Origin of the sequence: Pseudomonas sp. PI1, assembly GCF_000812405.1 — a bacterium.
In the GTDB taxonomy this organism is placed as follows: domain Bacteria; phylum Pseudomonadota; class Gammaproteobacteria; order Pseudomonadales; family Pseudomonadaceae; genus Pseudomonas; species Pseudomonas citronellolis.
This window is the reverse complement of sequence record NZ_JWMC01000079.1, coordinates 1-22,330: the sequence shown is the minus strand read 5'-3', so window position 1 is coordinate 22,330 and position 22,330 is coordinate 1. Positions and strand designations below refer to the sequence as shown.

The following is a 22,330-nucleotide window of genomic DNA, read 5'->3' as shown; positions in this document are numbered from 1 at the left end:
TTTCCGGCCCCTTCGGCCGGGGGATTGCCCGGGGCGCTGAACAAGCGTGGACCTATCGCAACCGGCAAGGTATTCCGCAATGCACGATATCGATCCCGTTGAAACCCAGGAGTGGCTGGACGCCCTGGAGTCGGTGCTCGACCGCGAAGGCGAAGAGCGCGCCCACTACCTGATGACGCGCATGGGCGAGCTGGCCAGCCGCACCGGCACCCAGTTGCCCTACGCCATCACCACCCCGTACCGCAACACCATCCCGGTGACCCACGAGGCGCGCATGCCCGGCGACCTGTTCATGGAACGGCGCATCCGCTCGCTGGTGCGCTGGAACGCCCTGGCCATGGTGATGCGCGCCAACCACAAGGACCCGTCCCTGGGTGGGCACATCTCCACCTTCGCCTCCTCGGCGACGCTCTACGACATCGGCTTCAACTACTTCTTCCGCGCCCCCACCGAGGAACACGGCGGCGACCTCATCTACTTCCAGGGCCACGCCTCCCCCGGCATCTACGCCCGCGCCTTCATCGAGGGGCGCCTGAGCGAGGAGCAGCTGGAGAACTTCCGCCAGGAGGTGGACGGCCACGGCCTGTCGTCCTACCCGCACCCCTGGCTGATGCCGGACTTCTGGCAATTCCCCACCGTGTCCATGGGCCTGGGGCCGATCCAGGCGATCTACCAGGCGCGCTTCATGAAGTACCTGGAAAGCCGCGGCTTCATCCCCCCGGGCCAACAGCGCGTGTGGTGCTTCCTCGGCGACGGCGAGACCGACGAGCCCGAATCCCTCGGCGCCATCTCCCTGGCCGGGCGCGAGAAGCTGGACAACCTGATCTTCGTGGTCAACTGCAACCTGCAGCGCCTCGACGGCCCGGTGCGCGGCAACGGCAAGATCATCCAGGAACTGGAAGGCGTGTTCCGCGGCGCCAGCTGGAACGTCATCAAGGTCATCTGGGGCCGTCTCTGGGACCCGCTGTTCGCCAAGGACACCGCCGGCCTGCTGCAGGCGCGGATGGACGAGGCGGTGGATGGCGACTACCAGAACTACAAGGCCAAGGACGGCGCCTACGTGCGCGAGCACTTCTTCGGCACCCGCCCGGAGCTGCTGGAGATGGTCAAGGACCTCTCCGACGAAGAAATCTGGAACCTCAACCGCGGCGGCCACGACCCCTACAAGGTCTATGCGGCCTACCACGCGGCGGTGAACCACAAGGGCCAGCCGAGCGTGATCCTGGCCAAGACCATCAAGGGCTACGGCACCGGCACCGGCGAGGCGAAGAACATCGCCCACAACATCCACGAGATAGACGTGGCCAGCCTGCGCGCCTTCCGCGACCGCTTCAACATCCCGATCCGCGATGCGGACCTGGAGAAAGTGCCCTTCTACAAACCCGAGCCCGGCAGCGCCGAGGCCAGGTACCTGGCCGAGCGCCGTGCCGAGCTGGGCGGCTCGGTGCCGCACCGCCCGGGCAACGCCTTCAGCGTGCCGGTGCCGCCGCTGGACACCCTCAAGGCCCTGCTCGACAGCACCGGCGACCGCGAAATCTCCACCACCATGGCCTTCGTGCGGATCATCTCGCAGTTGCTCAAGGACAAGGAAATGGGCCCCCGCATCGTCCCCATCATCCCCGACGAAGCGCGCACCTTCGGCATGGAGGGCATGTTCCGCCAGCTCGGCATCTATTCCTCGGTGGGCCAGCTGTACGAGCCGGTCGACAGGGAACAGCTGATGTTCTACCGCGAAGACAAGAAGGGCCAGATCCTCGAGGAAGGCATCACCGAGGCCGGCGCCATGTCCTCGTTCATCGCCGCCGGCAACGCCTACAGCAACTACCGCCAGCCGATGCTGCCGTTCTACATCTTCTATTCGATGTTCGGCTTCCAGCGCATCGGCGACCTGGCCTGGGCCGCCGGCGACGCCATGGTCCGCGGCTTCCTGCTCGGCGGCACCGCCGGGCGCACCACCCTGAACGGCGAAGGCCTGCAGCACGAGGACGGCCAGAGCCACGTGCTCGCCTCGGTGATCCCGAACATCCGCACCTACGACCCGACCTACGCCTACGAGCTGGCGGTGATCATCCATGACGGCGCGCGGCGCATGCTGCAGGAGCAGGAAAACATCTTCTACTACATCACCGTGATGAACGAGAACTACCCGCACCCGGCGATGCCCGCCGGCGCGGAGGAAGGCATCATCCGCGGCATGTACCTGCTGGAGGAGGACAGGAAGGACGCCGCCCACCACGTGCAGCTGCTGGGCTCGGGCACCATCCTGCGCGAGGTGGAAGCCGCGGCGAAGATTTTGCGCGAGGACTTCGGCATCGGCGCCGACGTCTGGTCGGTGCCCAGCTTCAACGAACTGCGCCGCGACGGCCTGGCCACCGAACGCTGGAACCGCCTGCACCCGGAGCAGAAGCCCAGGTTGAGCTACGTCGAGCAATGCCTGGAAGGCCGCAAGGGCCCGGTCATCGCCTCCACCGACTACATGAAGCTGTACGCCGAGCAGATCCGCCAGTGGGTGCCGGGCAAGGAATACAAGGTGCTGGGCACCGACGGCTTCGGCCGCAGCGACAGCCGCCGCAAGTTGCGCGACTTCTTCGAGGTGGACCGCCGCTGGATCGTCCTGGCCGCGCTGGAGTCCCTGGCCGACCGCGGCGACATCGAGCCCAAGGTGGTCGCCGAGACTATCGTCAAGCTCGGCCTCGACCCGAACAAGCGCAACCCCCTGGACTGCTGAGGAGGCCACCGTGAGCGAGCTGATCCGCGTACCCGACATCGGCAACGGCCAGGGTGAAGTCATCGAGTTGCTGGTCAAGGTCGGCGACAAGATCGAGACCGAGCAGAGCCTGCTGACCCTCGAATCCGACAAGGCCAGCATGGAAATCCCCGCGCCCAAGGCCGGGGTGGTGAAGAGCATCAAGGTCAAGGTGGGCGACACCCTGAAGGAAGGCGACGAAATCCTCGAACTGGAGGCCGAGGGCGATGCGGCTCCGGCAGCAGCACCCTCGGCACCGGTAGCGACGAAAGCACCTGCGCCGGAAGCCAAGCCCGCCGCCGCGCCGGCGAAGACAGAGGCGCCGCCACCGGTGGGCGCACCCAGCCGCGACGGCACCAAGGTCCACGCCGGCCCGGCCGTGCGCATGCTGGCCCGCGAGTTCGGCGTCGAGCTGGCCGAAGTGCAGGCCACCGGCCCGAAAGGCCGCATCCTCAAGGAAGACGTGCAACTGTTCGTCAAGCAGCAGCTGCAACGGCCGAAAGGCGCGGCGGCAGGCACGGGCATCCCGCCGATCCCGGAAGTCGACTTCAGCAAGTTCGGCGAAGTGGAAGAAGTGGCCATGACCCGCCTGATGCAGGTCGGCGCCGCCAACCTGCACCGCAGCTGGCTGAACGTGCCCCACGTGACCCAGTTCGAGTCGGCCGACATCACCGAGGTGGAAGCCTTCCGCGTGGCGCAGAAGGCGGCGGCGGAAAAGGCCGGCACCAAGCTGACCATCCTGCCGATCCTGCTCAAGGCCTGCGCGCACCTGCTGAAGGAACTGCCGGACTTCAACAGCTCCCTGGCCCCCAGCGGCAAGGCGCTGATCCGCAAGAAGTACGTGCACCTCGGCTTCGCCGTGGACACCCCGGACGGCCTGCTGGTGCCGGTGATCCGCGACGTCGACCGCAAGAGTCTGCTGCAGCTGGCCGCCGAAGCCGCCGAACTGGCGGAAAAGGCGCGCACCAAGAAGCTCTCGGCCGACGCCATGCAGGGCGCCTGCTTCACCATCTCCAGCCTCGGCCACATCGGCGGCACCGGCTTCACGCCGATCGTCAATGCGCCGGAAGTGGCGATCCTGGGTGTGAGCAAGGCCACCCTGCAGCCGGTGTGGGACGGCAAGGCCTTCCAGCCGCGGCTGATGCTGCCGCTGTCGCTGTCCTACGACCACCGGGTGATCAACGGCGCCGCCGCGGCGCGCTTCACCAAACGCCTGGGCGAACTGCTGGGGGACATCCGAACGCTGCTGCTGTGATCCGCGCCGCCGGCTATCAACGCTTTTCGTAGGAGCGAGCCCCCGGTGCGGCCTGCGAATCGCGCGCAGGGCGCACAGGGGTCCCAGGACAACTCCGTCTTCGCCAACCACTCCGAACGGCCCCCTCTCCCTCCGGGAGAGGGCTGGGGTGAGGGCAACGGGCTCCGCCGACACTCCACTGCCAAACCTCTACTCCGCTCCCCCACCCTAACCCTCCCCCGCAAGCGGGAGAGGGAACCGTTCAGCGTGAAGCGCAATCACCAAATTCCCTGAACCCACGTGCAAAGCACTGGGTTATTTCCCTTCGGGCCAGCGCAAGCGCTGTTGGTGATGGAGCCGCGTCCCGCGTTCGCGGGAATGGCGGGGGTAGTGAGGAGTACAGGACAACTCCGAACTCACCCCCCGCTCCAAACGGCCCCCTCTCCCTCCGGGAGAGGGCTGGGGTGAGGGCAACGGACGCCACCCGCACTCCACTGCCAACCTCCTTCCCTCTAACCCCCATGCCCCAAAGCGAACCGCCCCCATCGACTATGCTTCCCGATAACGGGGCCGCGCCGCCCTTGATGCGCGCCACCTGAGCGGGCCGCAAGCCTCAGCCGGAGCCTGTCGACGCCGTGTTAGCCAGCCCTGCCCTGACCGCCTTCATCGCCCCCAGCGGCCCTGCCCTGCGCTTCGCCGGCAAGACCCTGCTGGCCGGCGGCATCGCCCTCTGGCTGTCCTTCCGCCTGGACCTGGAACAGCCGCAATGGGCGCTGATGACGGTGTTCATCGTGTCCCAGCCGTTGTCCGGGATGGTCGTCGCCAAGGGCCTGTTCCGCCTGCTCGGCACCCTGGTCGGGACCAGCATGGCGGTGCTCATCATGGCCCTGTTCGCCCAGACGCCCTGGCTGTTCCTGCTGGTGGTGGCACTGTGGATGGGCCTGTGCACCGCCGCTTCGACCCTGCTGCGCAACCACGTCTCCTACGCCTTCGTGCTGTCCGGCTACACGGTGGCGATCATCGCCCTGCCGGCGATCAACGTGCCGTTGCAGGTGTTCGACCAGGCCGTGGCGCGCTGCACGGAAATCTGCCTGGGCATCGTCTGCGCCTCGGTGGTCAGCGCCACCCTGTGGCCGCAGCGGGTCGAGGAAAACCTCGCGCGGGTCGCCCGCGAAACCCTGGACGCCGCTCTGCAGGCGGCGGCCAACGCGCTGCGCGGCCAGGCCCGCGAGCCGGAGGGCATCCTCCAGTTGCTCGGCCGGATCGTCGCCGCCGACGCCCAGCGCGACCACGCCTGGTTCGAAGGGCACCAGGGCCAGCGTCGCGCGTTGGCCTTGCGCACCCTGTCGCGCGACGTGCTGAGCCTGCTGCGCACCGCCCGCGGGGCATCGCGCCAGCGGCAGGTGCTCTCGCCCGAAGCGCAAGCGCAATTGCAACCCTGGCTCGACGAGTTGCTAGCACTGCTGCCGCGCCACGCCCCCGAACAGTTGCAGGCGCTGCGCGACCGCCTGCTGCAGGCCAGCGCCGACGAGGCCCTGGACAACGACCTGCGCTATTGCCTGGCGCGCTGCGCGGTGTTGCTGATCAAGGTCGAAGCCGCCGAAAAGGCCGCCGCCGGGGTGGCCAGCGGCGAGTTCAGCGGTGATGCCAGCAGCGGCCTGTCCTGGCACCGCGACTGGCTGATGGCGCTGTTCTACGGCCTGCGCAGCGCCCTGGCGCTGCTGGGCATCGCCGCCTTCTGGCTGGCCAGCGCCTGGCCGGCGGCGGTGGGCGGCATGCTCATGGCCGGCATCCTCTGCAGCCTGTTCGCCAACCGCGACAACGCCGTGGAGCTGAGCATGAGCTTCCTGCGCGGCATCCTCTACGCGCTGCTGGCCGCCATAGTGGTGGACCAGTGGCTGCTGCCGCAGTGGAACGGCTTCCCCCTGCTGTGCATGGCCCTGGGCGTGCCGCTGTTCTTCGCCGCACTGGGCATGGCCGGGCCGCCGGCGCTGATCGGCACCGCCACCACCTTCGCCATCCAGTTCATCACCTTCATCGCGCCGCGCAACGACATGCACTACGACTTCGCCAGCCTGCTCAACTCGGCCCAGGCCACGGTCATCGGCGTGGGCTTCGCCGCCATGGTGTTCCGCCTGCTGGCGTTGCCGCCGGACTGGGTGATCCGCCGCCTGGGCCAGGCCATGGCGCTGGACCTGGGGCGCCTCACCCGCTACCCGCTGGAGCAGGCGGAAAGCTGGTTCGGCGGGCGCATGGCCGACCGCCTGATCCGCCTGGCGCGGCACTACGCGCTGCTGCCCCAGGCCATGCAGCGGCGCTGGCTCGACGGCCTGCTGGCGCTGGACATGGGCAGCGAGCTGCTGCACCTGCGCCACTGCCTGGCCGGCGCCCGCGGCGTGCTGCGCAAGCGCCGGCAGGCCTTCCTCGACAACCTGGGCGACCTGTTCCAGACCGGCCCGGCCCCGGGGCGCGAGGCGCGCCTGGACGAACTCTGCAACGAACTGGACGCCGCCCTGCGCAGCGACCCCGGCCACCTGGCCGAGAACAACCGCCTGGCCCGCGCCGCGCTGCGCCAGTTGAGCAACACCTGGCGCGCCTGGTGCCGCCTGGAGGACGAGCATGGCCCTGGTTGAACAGCCCCTGGGCGGCGTCTACGTCAGCCCGATGTTCCTCTACGCGCTGCTCGCCCTGGCCCTGACCATCGCGCTGCGCAAGCTGCTGCAGGCCACGCCGGCGGGGCGCTGGATCTGGCACGAGGCGCTGTTCGACTGCGCCCTGTTCACCCTGCTGCTGGCCGCCGTCACCTGGTGCGCCGGCGTCGTCAACGGATAAAGAGGAGCGTTGCGTGCGAGGCTTCCTGCGAGTGCTGACCACCCTGCTGGTGGTCGCCGCCGCCGTGCTGGCGGGGCTCTGGCTGTGGCGCTACTACATGCTCTCGCCCTGGACGCGGGACGCCCGGGTGCGCGCCGACGTGGTGGTGATCGCCCCGGACGTGTCCGGCTGGGTCACCGAGTTGCCCATCGTCGACAACCAGAAGGTCAAGGCCGGCGACCTGTTGATGCGCATCGACCGCGACCGCTACCAGGCCAACCTCGACCAGGCCCGCGCCCTGGCCGAGACGCGCAAGCAGGAATACCTGCTGCGGCAGAGCGAGGCCAACCGCCGCAAGCGCCTGACCAGCGCGGCGATCAGCGCCGAGGACCGCGAGACCGCGCAGCTCAACGCCAACATCGCCAACAGCCAGTACCAGGAAGCCCTGGCCGCGGCGCGCCTGGCCGAGATCAACCTGCAGCGCAGCGAGGTGCGCGCCCCGCGCGACGGCCAGGTGACCAACCTGCGCCTGGCCCAGGGCAACTACGCGCAGACCGGCCAGGCCGCCATGGCCCTGGTGGACCAGGGCTCGTTCTACGTCACCGCCTACTTCGAGGAAACCAAGCTGCCCGGCATCCACGTCGGCCAGCGCGCGCGGGTAACGCTGATGAGCGGCGAACGCGTGCTCAAGGGCCGGGTGCAGAGCATCAGCAGCGGCATCACCGACCGCAACGCCCTGCCCGACACCCAGTTGCTGGCCAACGTCGAGCCGACCTTCAACTGGGTGCGCCTGGCCCAGCGCATCCCGGTGCGCATCGAACTGCTGGAGGTGCCGAAGGACATCCACCTCAGCGCCGGCATGACCGCCACGGTCAATATCGACGCCAGCCCTTAGAGCGTCGCGGAGGAGATCCGCTCCTACGCCGCCCCGCCCGCACCATTCCCTGTAGGAGCGGGCCCTGCCCGCGAATCGCGCGCAGGGCGCGCTCCTACAAGCCGCGCCGGGGTGCTCTTCGTAGGATGGGTTGAGCTTGCGAAACCCATGCGGTCATGGCGATGAGTATCGCTTCGCTCAACACCATCCTACGGGCATTGTGTTTGCCGGAGGGGTAGGAGCGGACTCCATCCGCGATCTAACCCACACGATCAACGCCGCCAGGCACCCCCCAGCGCGCTGAGCGCCAACACCGCCGCGGCGCCGGCGTAGGCCCAGAAGGCCGGCACAACGGGCAGCAGCACGCCGGCCAGCATCGGGCCCAGGCCTGCGCCTATGTCGCGCCAGATGGCGTTGCCGGCCAGGGCCTGGATGCGGTTCTGCGGGTTGCGCTGGGCCACCAGGGTCATCACCAGCGGCAGCTGCAGGGCGCGCAGCAGCAGGACCAGGAAGGCGCCGGCGAACAGCCAGTGGCTGCCGAAGATCAGCAACGCCGCCGAGGTCGCCAGGGACAGCGTCACCAGCATGCGCAGCGCGCCGAAGTGGTCGGCCAAGCGGCCGCCGAAGGGGCTGAAGAGCATCTCGCTGAGGTAGCGCACCGCCATCAGGATGCCCGCCACCAGCACGCCGGTACCGCCCAGGTGGCTTTCCGCGTACAGCGACAGACCGAAGATGAACAGGCCGTCGAGGGTCACGCCCTCGATGAAGGACCAGGTGGCGATGCTGTCCGGCAGGCGCAGGCGGCGCCCGCTCGGGGTGTGCAGGTCGTGCCCCCGGGCCGGCAGCGAGCGCGCCCGCCACAGGCCCAGCAATGCGCTGGCGCAAAGCACGAAGAACACGCTGCGCGGCCCCCAGGCCTGGGCCATCACCGCCGCCAGCGGCAGCGCCAGCATCGGCCCGATGGAGATGGTCGCCCGCGAACGCCCGGCGCGGCGCGCGGCGCCCTGGGCCTCGGCGGTGGCCAGGGTCTGGGTGCTGAGGTTGAAGCTGGCGTAGCTCAGGCCCCACATCAGGCGCAGCACCAGCAGCGCGGCGACGCCGGAGAGCGTCGCATACCCCAGCGCGCACAACGCCGAGGCGCAGGCCGCCAGGCTGCAGGTGGCGCGGTCGCCGTGGCGGGCGTAGAAGCGCACCACCCAGCCGTAGCCGACGATGCGCACCAGGCGGTTGGCCGCCAGCAGGATGCCCGCCTGGGCCAGGCTGACGCCGAAGTCGGCGGCGTACATGGGCAGCAGCAGGTAGAGCACCACATCGCCGGGCAGGCACAGGCCGAGGACCTGGGCGGCGCGGCGGGAATCGTTATCGGCGCGGCGCAGGCGTGGCTGCGCGGGGTCTGACGACATGGTCCCTCCCGGACGACAAGGCAAGCGCGCACCTTACCCGATGCGCGCCCGTCTGCCGAGGGGGAACCGCCCCGCTCAGCCCATCCCCTGCTCGTACACCGCCAGGTGCACGAAGGCCGCCTGCAGCAGCGGTAGGTCCAGCCCGGCCGCCTGGCCGCGGCCGAGCAGGTCGCCGATGATCTGCTCGGCTTCCACCGGGCGGCCGCCGATCAGGTCGCGGTACATCGATGAGGTCTGCGGCGAGCCGTGCAGGGTCAGTTGCCGGCGCGCCTCGGCGAGGAAGGCTTCGCGTGGTTCCAGGCCCACCGCGCGGACCACCGCCACCACCTCGTCCAGCAAGCGGTTGACGAAGGCCTCGCCCTGGGGCGCGGCGACCACCGAGCCGACGTTGCCGCGCATCAGGCAAGTGATGCCGCCCAGGGCGGCCAACAGCACCCACTTCTCCCACATCTCGCGGTGGATATCGGGGCTCAGGCGGGCGTCGAAGCCGGCGTCCTGCAGCAGTGCGTCCAGGCGCAGGATGCGCTCGCTGCGGGCGCCATCCATCTCGCCGTAGGAGAGTTCGTTGAGGGTGCCGTACTGGACGATGCGGCCGCGCTCGTCCAGGGTGCTGGCGATCTTGCACACGCCGCCCAGCAGCGGCCCGCGGCCGAAGTGATCGACGATGGCGTCGACCTGGTGCATGCCGTTGAGCACCGGCAGGATCATCGTGCCCGGCCCCACCGCCGGGACGATGTCGCGCAGCGCCGCCTCCAGGGCGTAGGCCTTCACCGTCAGCAGGATGAGGTCGTAGGGTCCGTCCAGGTGCTCGGCGCCGACCAGTTGCGGCGTCAGCACGAAATCGCCATGGGGGCTGAGCACCTGCAGCCCTTCCTGCTGCAACTGGTGCGCCCGCCCGGCGCGCACCAGGAAGGTCACGTCGCGCCCGGCCCGGGCCAGGCACGCGCCGAAGAAACCACCCGTGGAACCCGCCCCGACCACCAGAATGCGCATGGCCCACCCTCCTCGGCTGCCCGGCGCGATGGCGCCGGCTCATTGCCTGTATATAGACGCAGTGCCGGGAAAATGCATGGTTCGAGGCAGCCGCCGGAAGACGAGAACAATTCTCAGCGCCGTGCTAGCCTTGCGCCTCCCCTTTCCGTGGCGGCGCCGCTCAGCCGTGCGCCGCCCTTCTCGCCAGGAGCCCGCTGTGTCCGCCCCCACCGAAGCCGTGCAGCCCGGTACCACCGACGTCCGTTTCGACCTGCGCCCGCTGCTGTTCTCCACCATGGCCGGGACCATGGCGATGATGGCCTTCGTCTCGCTGGTCGGGCCCATCGCCCGGCTGCTCGGCCTGCAGGCCTGGCAGGCCGGTGCGGCGGTCACCGTGTCGGGCGTGCTCTGGCTGCTGCTGGCGCGGCCCTGGGGCAATGCCAGCGACCGCGTGGGGCGGCGGCGCATCCTGCTGCTGGGCAGCGCCGGGGTGACCTTGTCCTACGTGCTGCTGGCGGTCTTCGTCGATACCGCGCTGCGCTTGCAGCCTATCGCCGCGCTGTCGTTCCTCGGCCTGCTGCTCGGGCGTGGCGCGGTGGGCGCCTTCTACGCCGCGCTGCCGGCCGCCGGGCAGGCGCTGGTCGCCGACAACTACCCGCCGCGCCAGCGCGCCGCCGCCCTGGCCAGCCTGGGCGCGGCCAATGCCGTGGGCATGGTGCTGGGCCCGGCCATCGCCGCCCTGCTCGCCCGGCACAGCCTGAGCCTGCCGCTGTACGCCATGAGCGTGCTGCCGCTGCTGGGGTTCCTGGCGCTGCTCACCCGCCTGCAGCGCCAGGAACACCACCTGCAACGCGTCGCGCAGAGCATCCGCCTGGGCGATGCGCGCCTGCGCCGGCCGATGCTGGTGGCCTTCGTCGCCATGTTCTGCGTGGCGGTGGCGCAGATCACCGTCGGCTTCTTCGCCCTCGACCGCCTGGGCCTGGCACCGGGCGCGGCGGCCCAGGCCGCCGGGGTGGCGCTGACCACCGTGGGCGTGGCGCTGATCCTCGCCCAGTTGCTGGTGCGCCGCCTGGACTGGGCGCCGCAACGGCTGATCCGCATCGGCGCGCTGGTGGCCGGCATCGGCTTCGCCGGCACCAGCCTGGCGCTGCAGGCCTGGCAGCTGTGGCTGGCCTTCTTCGTCGCCGCGGCGGGCATGGGCTGGGTGTTCCCGGCCTTCTCGGCGCTGGCGGCCAACGCGGTGAACGCCGACGAACAAGGCTCCACCGCCGGCTCCATGGGCGCCGCCCAGGGCCTGGGCGTGGTGCTCGGGCCGCTGGCCGGCAGCCTGCTCTATGGCGTCGAGCCGCGCCTGCCGTACCTGCTGGTCGGCGCCCTGCTGGTGCTGGTGGCGCTGTGGCCGGAGCCCGCCGCCGACACCGTTCAGGCCGGGTAGCGGCGCGCCAGGAAGTCCAGCAGCAAGGCGTTGACCTCGGCCGGGCGCTCGTTCTGGATCCAGTGGCCGCAGCCTTCCAGGCGGTGCTGTTCGAGGTCCGCCACCACCTCGGGCATGCGCTTGAGGGTATAGGCCTCCAGGCTCGCCACCGGGTCGCGGTCGCCCACCAGGAACAGCGTCGGCTGGCCGACCTGGCGGCCGGCCAGGGGCTCGCTGAAGCGCCAGTTGCGCTCGAAGTTGCGGTACCAGTTGAGCGCCCCGCGGAAGCCGCGGCCGGCGAAGGTCTCGATGTAATGCGCCAGGTCCGCCTCGCCGCACCAGGCCGGCAGTTGCCGGGGCGTGGGCTGGCCTTCGAACAGACGGGCGTCGGCGGGTTTGTCCTGGAGGAAGGGGTCGTCGTCGCCGGCATCGCGGAAGAACAGGCGCAGGCTGCGCTCGATGTCGGCGTCCAGCTCGGCCTCGGCCACGCCCGGCTGCTGGAAGTAGAGGATGTAATTGAAGCGCCCGGCGAAGACCTCGCGGAGGATCTCCGTGGCCGGCCGCTTGGGCCGCCCGGCATAGGGCACCGACAGCGCGGCCAGGGCCGCCACCCGCTCCGGGGCGAGCAGCGCCAGGTGCCAGGCCACCAGGGCGCCCCAGTCGTGCCCGAGCACCGCCGCGCGGCCCTGGCCGAGGGCGTCCATGGCGCCGAGGACGTCGCCGCACAGGCTCTGCAGGTCATAGGCCTCGATGGGCTTGGGGGCGTCGCTGCGGCCGTAGCCGCGCATCTCCGGCACGTGCACGCGGTAGCCGGCCTGCGCGAGCGCCGGAATCTGCGCGCGCCAGGAGTGCCAGCATTCGGGGAAGCCGTGCAGCAGCCAGACCGGTCGGCCATCGACGGGGCCGGCGATGTGTACGCACAGGTGGATGCCGTTGACCGGCAGCAGGCGTCGCTCGATGGGGGGCATGGCGAATCTCCGGGATTTTGTCGGGACGCTAGCAGCAGGGGTGTGACGACGTCATTTCCATTCGTTGGACGAATAGCGGGGCTTTTGTAGGGCGCATAACGCCTACGGCGTTATCCGCCGTTTGGCCTTGATTCCCGGCGACGCCGGGGTTGACCTGGGCGTTGGCCATAACCCCGGCGTATCGGCGTATAACCGCGAACGGTTATACGCCCTACATGCATATATCCATATGCAAATCCGGTCTTTCCCACCCGGATTCTTATTCCCCTATAGTCGCCCCACAACTCGTCATAACAAGTCATAGCCATGACCGAACTTCTCCCCCTCTCCCCCGTCCCGCTGTACAGCCAGCTCAAGGAGCTGCTGCGCACGCGCATCCTCGACGGCAGCTACCCGCCGCTCAGCCGCATGCCCTCCGAGGCCGAGCTGGGCAAGGCCCATGGCGTCAGCCGCATCACCGTGCGCCAGGCCCTGGGCGACCTGCAGAAGGAAGGCCTGATCTTCAAGATCCACGGCAAGGGCACCTTCGTCGCCCGGCCCAAGGCGTTCCAGAACGTCAGCACCCTGCAGGGCCTGGCCGAGTCCATGGGCGAGCGCGGCTACGAGGTGATCAACCGCCTGCGCAGCTTCCGCTTCGTGCCGGCCGACACCCAGGTGGCCGCGCGCCTGCAGGTGGCCGAGGGCGATAGCGTGGCGCAGATCAAGCGCGCGCGCCTGGTCAACCGCGAGCTGGTGTCGCTGGAGGTCACCTACCTGCCCGAGGCCGTCGGCCGCCGGCTGGAGAAGGCCGACCTGGTGAGCCGCGACATCTTCCTGATCCTCGAGAACGACTGCGGCCTGCCCCTGGGGCATGCCGACCTGGCCATCGACGCCATCCTCGCCGACGCCGAGCTGGCCGCCGCCCTGGAGGTGGAGGAAGGCTCGCCGGTGATGCGCATCGAGCGCCTCACCCACGGCGCCGACGGCCATCCGCTGGACTACGAACACCTCTATTACCGCGGCGACGCCTTCCAGTACCGCCTGCGCATCGACCGTCACAAGGGCCCCCGAGCATGAGCCACAGCGACCTCCCAGAAGACAAGCAAAGCGCCTACGACATCGTCGTCATCGGCGGCGGCACCGCCGGCCCCATGGCGGCGATCAAGGCCAAGGAAGCCAACCGCGAGCTGCGCGTGCTGCTGCTGGACAAGGCCAACGTCAAGCGCAGCGGCGCCATCAGCATGGGCATGGACGGCCTGAACAACGCCGTCATCCCCGGCCACGCCACGCCCGAGCAGTACACCAAGGAAATCACCGTGGCCAACGACGGCATCGTCAACCAGGCCGCCGTCTATGCCTACGCCACCCACAGCTTCGAGACCATCGAGCAGCTCGACCGCTGGGGCGTGAAGTTCGAGAAGGACGAGGTGGGCGACTACGCGGTGAAGAAGGTCCACCACATGGGCGCCTACGTGCTGCCGATGCCCGAGGGCCACGACATCAAGAAGGTGCTCTACCGCCAGCTCAAGCGCGCGCGGGTGGAGATCACCAACCGCCTGGTGGCCACCCGGCTGCTCACCGACGCCGAGGGCGCGGTCAACGGCGTGCTCGGCTTCGACTGCCGCACCGCGCAGTTCCAGGTGCTCCGCGCCAAGGCGGTGATCCTCGCCTGCGGCGCCGCCGGGCGCCTGGGCCTGCCCGCCTCCGGCTACCTGATGGGCACCTACGAGAACCCGACCAACGCCGGCGACGGCTACGCCATGGCCTACCACGCCGGCGCGGAGCTTTCGAACCTGGAATGCTTCCAGATCAACCCGCTGATCAAGGACTACAACGGCCCTGCCTGCGCCTACGTCACCGGACCACTGGGCGGCTACACCGCCAACAGCAAGGGCGAGCGCTTCATCGAGTGCGACTACTGGAGCGGGCAGATGATGTGGGAATTCCACCAGGAGCTGGAAGGCGGCAACGGCCCGGTATTCCTCAAGCTGGACCACCTGGCCGAGGAGACCATCCAGACCATCGAGGAAATCCTCCACGGCAACGAGCGCCCCAGCCGCGGCCAGTTCCACGCCAACCGCGGCACCGACTACCGCAGCCAGATGGTCGAGATGCACATCTCCGAGATCGGTTTCTGCTCCGGCCACTCGGCCTCGGGCGTGTGGGTCAACGAGAAGGCCGAGACCAGCGTCAAGGGCCTGTATGCCGCCGGCGACATGGCCGCGGTGCCGCACAACTACATGCTCGGCGCCTTCACCTACGGCTGGTTCGCCGGGCAGAACGCCGCGCAGTACGTGGCCGAGCGCGATTTCAGCGAGGTCGACCAGACCCAGGTGGAGCGCGAGCGCGAACGCGTCTTCGCCCCGCTCAGGCGCGAGCACGGCCTGCCGCCGGCCCAGGTGGAGTACAAGCTGCGGCGCATGGTCAACGACTACCTGCAGCCGCCCAAGGTGACCAAGAAGATGGAGATCGGCCTGCAGCGCTTCGCCGAGATCGGCCGCGACCTGGAGCAGCTGAAGGCGAACAACCCCCACGAGCTGATGCGCGCCATGGAAGTCAGCGTGATCCGCGACTGCGCCGAGATGGCCGCCCGCGCCTCGCTGTTCCGCACCGAGAGCCGCTGGGGCCTGTACCACCACCGCGTGGACTATCCGCAGCGCAACGATGCCGAGTGGTTCTGCCATGCGCACCTGAAGAAGGACGAGAGAGGCGAGATGACCAGTTTCAAGAAGCCGGTGGAGCCGTACCTGATCGCCCTGGACGATGAGGAGCAGAAGGCCTACGGGCGGTTGCGGGTGAAGAACGAGGCGGCCTAGAAGCCCTAGGAGCCCCTCTCCCCCCGCCCTCTCCCGCAAGCGGGAGAGGGAGCTGTCCGTGCAGCAGGAACCCGCAGATTTCAGGATGACGCCAAGTTACCAAGCACCTCCGAACGGCCCCCTCTCCCTTCAGGGCGGGGCGCGCAGCCGAGGGCTGGGGAGAGGGTGGTGAGCCGCCGCCTCCCCCGAACCACCAGACCACCGGCACCAAGACCGGCCAGCAACACCACGAGGAACCGTGCCATGCCCCACCAACCCCAGGAAATCTTCTTCCGCTCCAGCGCCCCGGTCACCGTGGACGAGGACAAGTGCATCGCCGACAAGGGCTGCACCGTCTGCGTGGAGGTCTGCCCGATGGACCTGCTGGCGATCAACCCGGCCACCCAGAAGGCCTACATGGCCTTCGACGAATGCTGGTACTGCATGCCCTGCGAGAAGGACTGCCCGACCGGCGCGGTGAAGGTGGAGATTCCCTACCTGCTGCGTTGAGCTGCCGCTCAACCCGGGTATCGCTGCGCTCAACCCAGGCTACGGGTGTTTCGTAGGATGGGTGGAGCGCAGCGATACCCATCGACGCTACCGGACACGCCACCGGACGCCTGATGCAACGCCCCCTCGTTTCCCACCGCACACCGGCGGCGGAGACGATTCCAACACTCATGATTCGAGGGGAACACCCATGACCTTGCGCACCACCCTGGCCGGCCTCGCGCTGGCCATCGCCAGCCTTTCTGCCCATGCCGAGACCCTCCGCGTGGCCATCGGCACCCAGGACACCACCATCAACTGCGCCGCCGGCGGCCTGCTGGTCCGCGAGCTGAACCTGCTGCCCAAGTACCTGCCCCACGACGGCAAGTACAAGGACGCGCAGTACGACATCCAGTGGAAGAACTTCACCAGCGGCGCGCCGCTGACCAACGAGATGGTCGCCGGCAAGCTGGACTTCGGCGCCATGGCCGACTTCCCCGGCTCGCTCAACGGCGTGGCCCACGAGGCGGCTGGCAAGCGCAGCCTGTTCATCAGCGTGCTCTCCGGCAGCATCGAGGGCAGCGGCAACGGCATCGTGGTGCCGGCCTCGTCCAAGGTGCAGTCGCTGGCCGAGCTGAAGGGCCAGACCATCTCTGTGCCCTTCGCCTCCACCGCCCACGGCCTGCTGCTGCGCGCCATCGCCGCCCAGGGCTGGGACCCGGACAAGGACGTGACCATCATCGCGCAGCCGCCGGAAGTCGCCGGCTCCGCGCTGCAGGCCAACAAGATCGCCGCCCATGCCGACTTCGTGCCCTTCGCCGAGCTGTTCGAGAGCCGCGGCATCGCCCGCAAGATCTACGACGGCTCGCAAGCCAAGGCGCCGACCTTCCACGGCGCGCTGGTGGAGGCGGACTACGCGCAGAAGTACCCGGAGATCGTCGAGGCCTACCTGCGCGCCACCTACGAGGCCAACCAGCTGCTGGCCGCGGAACCGGAGAAGTACAGCGAACTGATCGAGAAGGTCGCCGGCATTCCCGCCGAGGTGAACTACCTGTTCCACGGCCCGCTCGGCCTGCAGACCCGCGACCTGACCTGGAAGCCGGAGTACCGCCAGGCCGTGACCACCGCCATCGACACCCTGAAGCTGCTGAAGAAGGCCGACCGCGGGCTGAACGTCGAGCAGTTCGTCGACGACCGCTACATCCGCGCCGCCTTCAAGGCCGCCGGCGCCGACTACGACGCCGCATTGAAGAACTATGCCCAGCAGCCGCTAACGGCCACGGACGCGCTGACCGGCAAGGCCATCGCCGATCCGCGCCACGTCGCGCAGGTGTGGGTGCGCGGCGAACCCAGGGTGCGCAGCTACGCCTCGGCCCGGGAAGCCCTGGGCGAGCTGGCCAAGCTCAAGCAGCAAGGCAAGGACATCCGCGCCGTCTACGCCCAGGCCAGCGACAGCGGCATCAAGCTGCTGGCCAGCCAGGCCTGGTTCGTCCAGGGCAAGGACGGCGCGCTGGACGCCTTCCTGCTCAAGGAGCAGGCCGAGCGCTACGCGCAGAGCAACGGCGGCGAAGTGCGCGACTTCGCCGGTGCCAGCCAGCAGGCCGTCGCCAGCCGCTGACGTCCACGCCCGGCGCCCTGCGCGCCGGGCCCTTGCGGAGCCACGAAAATGAACCTCACAATCCTGTCCCGCTGGAGCCTGCGCCTGGCCTCGCTGCTGGCCTGCCTGGCGCTCTGGCAACTGGCCAGCGCCCGGCACCTGAACCTCGGCCTGGTCACCTTCGCCAACGTCCCCGGCCCCGGCGAGGTGCTGGACGCCGCCGTGCAACTGGCGCAGTCCAGCAAGCTCGGCCGGCACCTGGGCGCGAGCCTGGCGCGGGTGCTCGCCGGCTACCTGCTGGCAGCCGTCGCCGGCGTGCTCCTGGGCCTGGCCATCGGCCGCGGCCGCTGGGCCCGCGACGGCCTGCTGCCGCCGCTGGAAGTGCTGCGGCCGATCCCGGCGGTGGCCTGGATACCGCTGGCGATCCTGATGTTCCCCAGCTCCGAGCTGTCGATGATCTTCATCACCTTCACCGGCGCGCTCTTCCCCATCCTGCTCAACACCATCCACGGCGTCGAGGCGGTGGACCCGCGCCTGCTCGCCTCGGCCCGCAGCCTCGGCGCCAACCGCCTGGCGCTGCTGCGCGAGGTGGTGCTGCCCGGCGCCCTGCCGAGCATCGTCACCGGCCTTGCCATCGGCATGGGCACCTCGTGGTTCTGCCTGGTGACCGCCGAGATGATCTCCGGGCAATGGGGCATCGGCTACTACACCTGGGAGTCCTACACCTTGCAGAACTACCCCGACATCGTCGTCGGCATGCTGCTCATCGGCGTGCTCGGCATGGCCAGCAGCCTGCTGGTGCGCCAGCTCGGCGCCCTGGCCACGCCCTGGCAGCGCCAGGCCGGAGGCAAGCCATGAGCCTGCCTGAACGAGTGCCCGCCGGGCACGTGCGCGTCGAGGACCTGTCGATCCACCTGGGCAGCGGCCGCGACGTCTTCGAAGCGGTGCACTCGCTGAGCTTCGCCATCGAGCCGGGCGAATTCGTCTGCGTGCTCGGCCCCTCCGGCTGCGGCAAGTCCACCCTGCTCGGCGCCCTGGCCGGCCACCTGCGCCCCAGCGGCGGGCGCCTGGAAGTGGATGGCCAGCCGGTGGGCGGCCCCTCGCCGCAGCGCGGCATGGTGTTCCAGCAGCACACCCTGCTGCCCTGGCGGCGGGTGCGCGACAACGTCGCCTTCGGCCTGAAGATGCGCGGCGTGCCGCGCGCCGAACGCCACGCCCGGGCCGAGGAAATGCTCCAGCTGGTGGGCCTGCAAGGCTTCGCCAATCGCTGGCCGTCGCAGCTTTCCGGCGGCATGCAGCAGCGCGTGGAGATCGCCCGGGTGCTGATCAACCAGCCGCGCCTGCTGCTGATGGACGAACCCTTCGGCGCCCTCGACGCGCAGACGCGGATGATGATGCAGGAGCTGCTGCTGGACATCTGGACGCGTCTGCGCACCAGCGTACTGTTCATCACCCACGACATAGACGAAGCGCTGTTCCTCGCCGACCGCATCCTGGTGATGAGCCCGCGCCCCGGGCGCATCCTCGAGGAAATCCGCCTGGACTTCCCGCGCCCGCGCCACGCCGAGCTGCTGACCAGCGCCGGCTTCGCCCGCCTCAAACGCCACTGCCTGGAACTGCTGCGCCACGAAGACGGCCGCCAACTGCCGCGCCTGACGCCCCTGGGCCTGCCGAACAATGATCCGACAAGAGCGCGATTCGCCATATGACCCCGTTCACGACCGACAACCCCGACATCCTCGATCTGCAACCGCGCCTGCAGCACGCCGACCCCGGCGTGCGCCGCATCGCCCTGATCGAACTGGCCGACCTGGAGGAACCCGAGGCCCTGCCCTGGCTGGCCCGGGCGCTGACCATTGATCCGGCCGCCGCCGTGCGCGCCGAGGCCGCGCGCCTGCTGGAAGCCTGGGAGGAACCCGAAGTGGTCCAGGCCCTATGCCAGGCCCTGGCCGACAGCGACGAGACGGTGCGCGAAGCCGCCGCGCAAAGCCTCAGCGAACTGAAGACCGCCGAGGCCGGGCGCCTGCTGCTGCCCTGGGCGGCCCACGCCGACACCTTCGTGCGCCGCAGCGCATTGCGCGCCCTGCGCGAACTGCGCCTGGAAGAAAGCGTGAACCCGGCCCTGGCCGCCCTGGACGACACCGACGCCGGTGTGCGCCGCGAGGCGGTGGGCATCCTCGGCTGGCTCAAGCGCATCGAAGCCCTGCCGCGCCTGGCCGCCCTGGCCAGCGACGATGCCGACAGCGAGGTGCGCCGCGCCGCCGCCGGCGCCCTCGGCCTGGCCAGCGACGCCAGCGTGCTGCCGGCGCTGGGCGCGGCATTGCGCGACAAGGCCTGGAAGGTCCGCGAGGAAGCCGCCGCCACCCTCGGCAAGCTGGGCCTGCAGGAAGCCGGCGAGGCGTTGCTGCAAGCGCTGGAAGACGACTTCTGGCAGGTGCGCCTGCGCGCCGCGCGGGCCCTCGGCAACCTGCGCTACCAGGCCGCCCGCGAAGCCTTGCAGGGCCTGCTCGGCCACGCCATCAGCAACCTGCGCAAGGAAGCCGCCCTGGCCCTGGGCGAGCTGGGCGACATCCGCGCCCTGCCCGCCCTACAACAGGCCCAGACCGACGGCGACCCGGAAGTGCGCAAGGCCGTGCGCATCGCCCTCACCCAACTGGGCGCGCCGGCATGAACGCGCCCCGCGCCCTGCACCGTTCCAGTAACGAGCGCGAGCTGCGCATCGACTGGGGCGACGGCGAAGTGCAGCGCATCGCCTTCGCCCGCCTGCGCGGCGCCTGCCCCTGCTCGCAGTGCCGCGCGGCGCGCCTGCAGGGGCGCATCACGCTGGTCGGCGCCGAAGTCGGGCTGCGCGCCGTGAACCCCCAGGGCTACGGCGTACAGTTGGTGTTCGACGACGGCCACGAGCGCGGCATCTATCCCTGGAGCTACCTGCGCGAACTGGGTTGAGCCGCTACCACTCGCCGATGCGCACCAGCTTGCCGCCTTCCGGCTCGCCATAGCGGAAGGCCTGGCCGCGCAGGTCGATCTCCTCGTTGCTGATGGTGGTGCGCCGCTTCAGGCCGCGCAGCCAGTCGAACAGGTAGCGCTGGTGCTGCTCGCGGACGTTCGCGTAGGCCGGCTCGGCGCCCAGGTCGCGCAGCTCGCTCGGGTCCGCCTGCAGGTCGAACAGCTGCGGACGGAAGCCGTCGTAGGCCAGGTACTTCCAGCGCTCGCTGCGCACCATGTACATGCGGCAGGCGTCGATGGGCCGGCCCAGGCGCTCGCGGGCCGGGGCCTGGAAGGCGTAGTCGTATTCGGCGATGGCGTAGTCGCGCCAGTCCGCCGGCCGTTGCCCATGCAGCAGCGGCTGCAGCGAGCGGCCCTCGACGCGGTGCGCCGCCGGCGGTATCGCGAAGGCGTCGAGCAGGGTCGGCAGCACGTCGATGGATTGCACCAGGGCCTGCTCGACGCTACCGCGGCTGGCGTCGGCCGCCGCGCGCGGGTCGCGGATCAGCAGCGGCACGCCCACCGCCGGCTCCAGCAGGAACTCCTTCTCGCCCAGGCCGTGGTCGCCCAGGTAGTCGCCATGGTCGCTGGTGAAGACGATCAGGGTGTCGTCCCAGCGGCCGCTGGACTGCATGTGCTCGAACAGCCGGCCGAGCTGGTCGTCGATCTGCCTGATGAGCCCCATGTAGGTGGGGATCACGGTGTTGCGCACCTCCTCGCGGGAGAAGTTCAGGCTCTCCTGGTGCTGCTGGAAGGCCTTGTACACCGGGTGTTCGCTCTCCTCCCCCGGCGCCGCGCGCAGGGCCGGCAGCACCTGCCCGGGGCCGTACAGCGCGTGGTACGGCGCGGGCGCGATATAGGGCCAGTGCGGCTTGATGTACGACAGGTGCAGGCACCAGGGCCTGTCGCCCTGCTCGTGCATGAAGTCGATGGCGCGGCTGGTGGCGTAGACCGTTTCGCTGTGCGGCTCCGGCAGGCGCGTGGGCAGCCCGGCGTTGCGCATCTGCCAGCCGCTGAGCACCTCGCCGTTGGCGCCTTCGGCGGCGTTGGCCCAGTCGTGCCAGGGGTTGTCGCCGGCATAGCCGAGGCCGCGCAGGTAATGGGTGTAGGGCGCGCTTTCGCGCTTGTCGGCGAACAGCTCGCCGTCGGGGTAGATGCCGTCGTTGCGGTCGTAGGGCTCGAAGCCTGCCTCGGCCAGTTGCTGGCCGCGCTCGCTCTGCGGGTCCACCCCGAGCGCCTGCATGCCTTCGAGATTGGCGGTGGCGTGGGTCTTGCCCACCAGCGCGGTGCGGATGCCGGCCGGGCGCAGGTAGTCGCCGAGGGTCAGTTCCTCCAGCGGCAACGGCACGGCGTTCCAGCTCACCTGGTGGCTGCTGACGTAACGCCCGGTGTACGAGGACATGCGCGAAGGCCCACAGATGGTGCCCTGGGTATAGGCCCGGGCGAAACGCACGCCCTCGGCGGCCAGGCGATCGATGTTCGGCGTGTGCAGGTGCGGGTGGCCGTAGCAGGACAGGTAATCGCGACGCAGCTGGTCGCACATGATGTAGAGGACGTTGCGGATGGGCTGGGGCTGGCTCATGGGGCGTTCGGGATGACGGATGGAGCGGTCATTTCGCGGGGTGCGGGGGCGTTCTGGCAAACGCATTTGCAGCAAGATTTGCATGCGTGGAATGCATGGGGTGGGTGGTGTGGGGGCGGGCTTGGTCGCGAACAGAGTTCACCGGGAGTTGTGGGGACTGGGGTTGAGAGCGCCCTCTCCCTAGCCCTCTCCCTGAAGGGAGAGGGGACCGTTCGGTGTGCCTGGATGTTCTGGAGTCAGCCGGCAACACCGAAGGTCTCCATTTGAAACCTTCCTGTTCTCGGCACGGACTAGCCCCCTCTCCCTTCAGGGCGGGGCGCGCAGCCGAGGGCTGGGGAGAGGGAGCGGAGTAACCCCGAAACACCGTAGCCAAAGGGAGGAGCCCTTCGCGAGCAAGCTCGCTCCTATGTATGGACTCACCCCCACCGTCAACCCGCTTTTGAACATGAAAACCCGACTGCATCTATGTATTAGGCCTGTT

General features: G+C 69.5%; 16 protein-coding genes and 2 pseudogenes. 14 read left to right on the top strand and 4 right to left on the bottom strand.

The window, feature by feature from the left end:
* Positions 1–79: 79 nt before the first annotated feature.
* The 5 genes and pseudogenes from aceE to RN02_RS24955 form a co-directional block, all read left to right on the top strand.
* Positions 80–2,659, top strand: a pseudogene (aceE, locus tag RN02_RS24975) (pyruvate dehydrogenase (acetyl-transferring), homodimeric type); the annotation flags it as partial.
* A pseudogene (gene aceF / locus RN02_RS24970) lies at positions 2,595–3,986 on the top strand (dihydrolipoyllysine-residue acetyltransferase); the annotation flags it as partial. The pseudogenes aceE and aceF, both read left to right, overlap by 65 nt.
* 629 nt (positions 3,987–4,615) lie before the next feature.
* A complete protein-coding gene (locus RN02_RS24965) occupies positions 4,616–6,613 on the top strand; it encodes an FUSC family protein (RefSeq protein ID WP_082033886.1) in 1,998 nt (665 codons plus the stop codon).
* Complete coding sequence (locus tag RN02_RS24960) at positions 6,600–6,812, top strand: DUF1656 domain-containing protein (RefSeq protein ID WP_009622113.1); 213 nt, start codon at positions 6,600–6,602, stop codon at positions 6,810–6,812. The genes RN02_RS24965 and RN02_RS24960 overlap by 14 nt, the downstream gene beginning before the upstream one ends.
* A gap of 13 nt (positions 6,813–6,825) precedes the next feature.
* Positions 6,826–7,686 carry an efflux RND transporter periplasmic adaptor subunit gene (locus tag RN02_RS24955; protein ID WP_043317682.1) on the top strand — a complete coding sequence of 287 codons (861 nt, stop codon included), beginning with the start codon at positions 6,826–6,828 and terminating at the stop codon, positions 7,684–7,686.
* Positions 7,687–7,937: 251 nt separating this feature from the next.
* Here the strand turns inward: RN02_RS24955 and RN02_RS24950 are convergent, their stop codons facing one another.
* The gene (locus RN02_RS24950; RefSeq protein WP_043317680.1) at positions 7,938–9,068 is read right to left on the bottom strand and encodes an MFS transporter; all 1,131 of its coding nucleotides are present in this window, start codon (positions 9,066–9,068) and stop codon (positions 7,938–7,940) included.
* 75 nt (positions 9,069–9,143) lie between these two features.
* Entirely contained in the window at positions 9,144–10,061 is a 918-nt protein-coding gene (locus tag RN02_RS24945; protein ID WP_043317678.1) for a ketopantoate reductase family protein, read from the bottom strand.
* A 196-nt stretch (positions 10,062–10,257) separates the two neighbouring features.
* On the opposite strand from RN02_RS24945, the gene RN02_RS24940 reads away from it, so the two are divergent.
* The gene (locus RN02_RS24940; protein WP_043317676.1) at positions 10,258–11,475 is read left to right on the top strand and encodes an MFS transporter; all 1,218 of its coding nucleotides are present in this window, start codon (positions 10,258–10,260) and stop codon (positions 11,473–11,475) included.
* Here RN02_RS24940 and RN02_RS24935 read toward each other — a convergent pair.
* Positions 11,463–12,422: an alpha/beta fold hydrolase gene (locus tag RN02_RS24935; RefSeq protein ID WP_043317674.1), complete on the bottom strand. Its 960-nt coding sequence runs from the start codon at positions 12,420–12,422 to the stop codon at positions 11,463–11,465. The genes RN02_RS24940 and RN02_RS24935 overlap by 13 nt on opposite strands.
* A 306-nt stretch (positions 12,423–12,728) precedes the next feature.
* Between RN02_RS24935 and RN02_RS24930 the strand changes: the two genes are divergently transcribed.
* The 8 genes from RN02_RS24930 to RN02_RS24895 all read left to right on the top strand — a co-directional run bounded on the left by RN02_RS24930 (position 12,729) and on the right by RN02_RS24895 (position 20,228).
* Positions 12,729–13,478 (top strand): GntR family transcriptional regulator, encoded by a 750-nt coding sequence (locus RN02_RS24930; RefSeq protein ID WP_043317672.1) that lies wholly within the window; start codon positions 12,729–12,731, stop codon positions 13,476–13,478.
* Complete coding sequence (locus tag RN02_RS24925; protein WP_052267856.1) at positions 13,475–15,217, top strand: fumarate reductase/succinate dehydrogenase flavoprotein subunit; 1,743 nt, start codon at positions 13,475–13,477, stop codon at positions 15,215–15,217. The genes RN02_RS24930 and RN02_RS24925 overlap by 4 nt, the downstream gene beginning before the upstream one ends.
* Positions 15,218–15,460: 243 nt before the next feature.
* Positions 15,461–15,706, top strand: a complete 246-nt coding sequence (locus RN02_RS24920) for a 4Fe-4S dicluster domain-containing protein (RefSeq protein WP_009622146.1) — start codon at positions 15,461–15,463, stop codon at positions 15,704–15,706.
* Between the two features lie 190 nt (positions 15,707–15,896).
* Positions 15,897–17,303 carry an ABC transporter substrate-binding protein gene (locus RN02_RS24915; RefSeq protein ID WP_043317669.1) on the top strand — a complete coding sequence of 469 codons (1,407 nt, stop codon included), beginning with the start codon at positions 15,897–15,899 and terminating at the stop codon, positions 17,301–17,303.
* 48 nt (positions 17,304–17,351) lie between these two features.
* Positions 17,352–18,140 (top strand): ABC transporter permease, encoded by a 789-nt coding sequence (locus RN02_RS24910; RefSeq protein ID WP_043317667.1) that lies wholly within the window; start codon positions 17,352–17,354, stop codon positions 18,138–18,140.
* Complete coding sequence (locus RN02_RS24905; RefSeq protein ID WP_043317665.1) at positions 18,137–18,991, top strand: ABC transporter ATP-binding protein; 855 nt, start codon at positions 18,137–18,139, stop codon at positions 18,989–18,991. The genes RN02_RS24910 and RN02_RS24905 overlap by 4 nt, the downstream gene beginning before the upstream one ends.
* On the top strand, positions 18,988–19,953 hold the full coding sequence (locus RN02_RS24900; RefSeq protein WP_043317664.1) for a HEAT repeat domain-containing protein: 966 nt from the start codon (positions 18,988–18,990) through the stop codon (positions 19,951–19,953). Before RN02_RS24905 ends, RN02_RS24900 begins: the two co-directional genes overlap by 4 nt.
* Positions 19,950–20,228 (top strand): gamma-butyrobetaine hydroxylase-like domain-containing protein, encoded by a 279-nt coding sequence (locus RN02_RS24895; RefSeq protein ID WP_009622151.1) that lies wholly within the window; start codon positions 19,950–19,952, stop codon positions 20,226–20,228. The genes RN02_RS24900 and RN02_RS24895 overlap by 4 nt, the downstream gene beginning before the upstream one ends.
* A 4-nt stretch (positions 20,229–20,232) precedes the next feature.
* Here the strand turns inward: RN02_RS24895 and RN02_RS24890 are convergent, their stop codons facing one another.
* A complete protein-coding gene (locus RN02_RS24890) occupies positions 20,233–21,849 on the bottom strand; it encodes an alkaline phosphatase family protein (RefSeq protein WP_043317661.1) in 1,617 nt (538 codons plus the stop codon).
* Positions 21,850–22,330 lie beyond the last annotated feature (481 nt).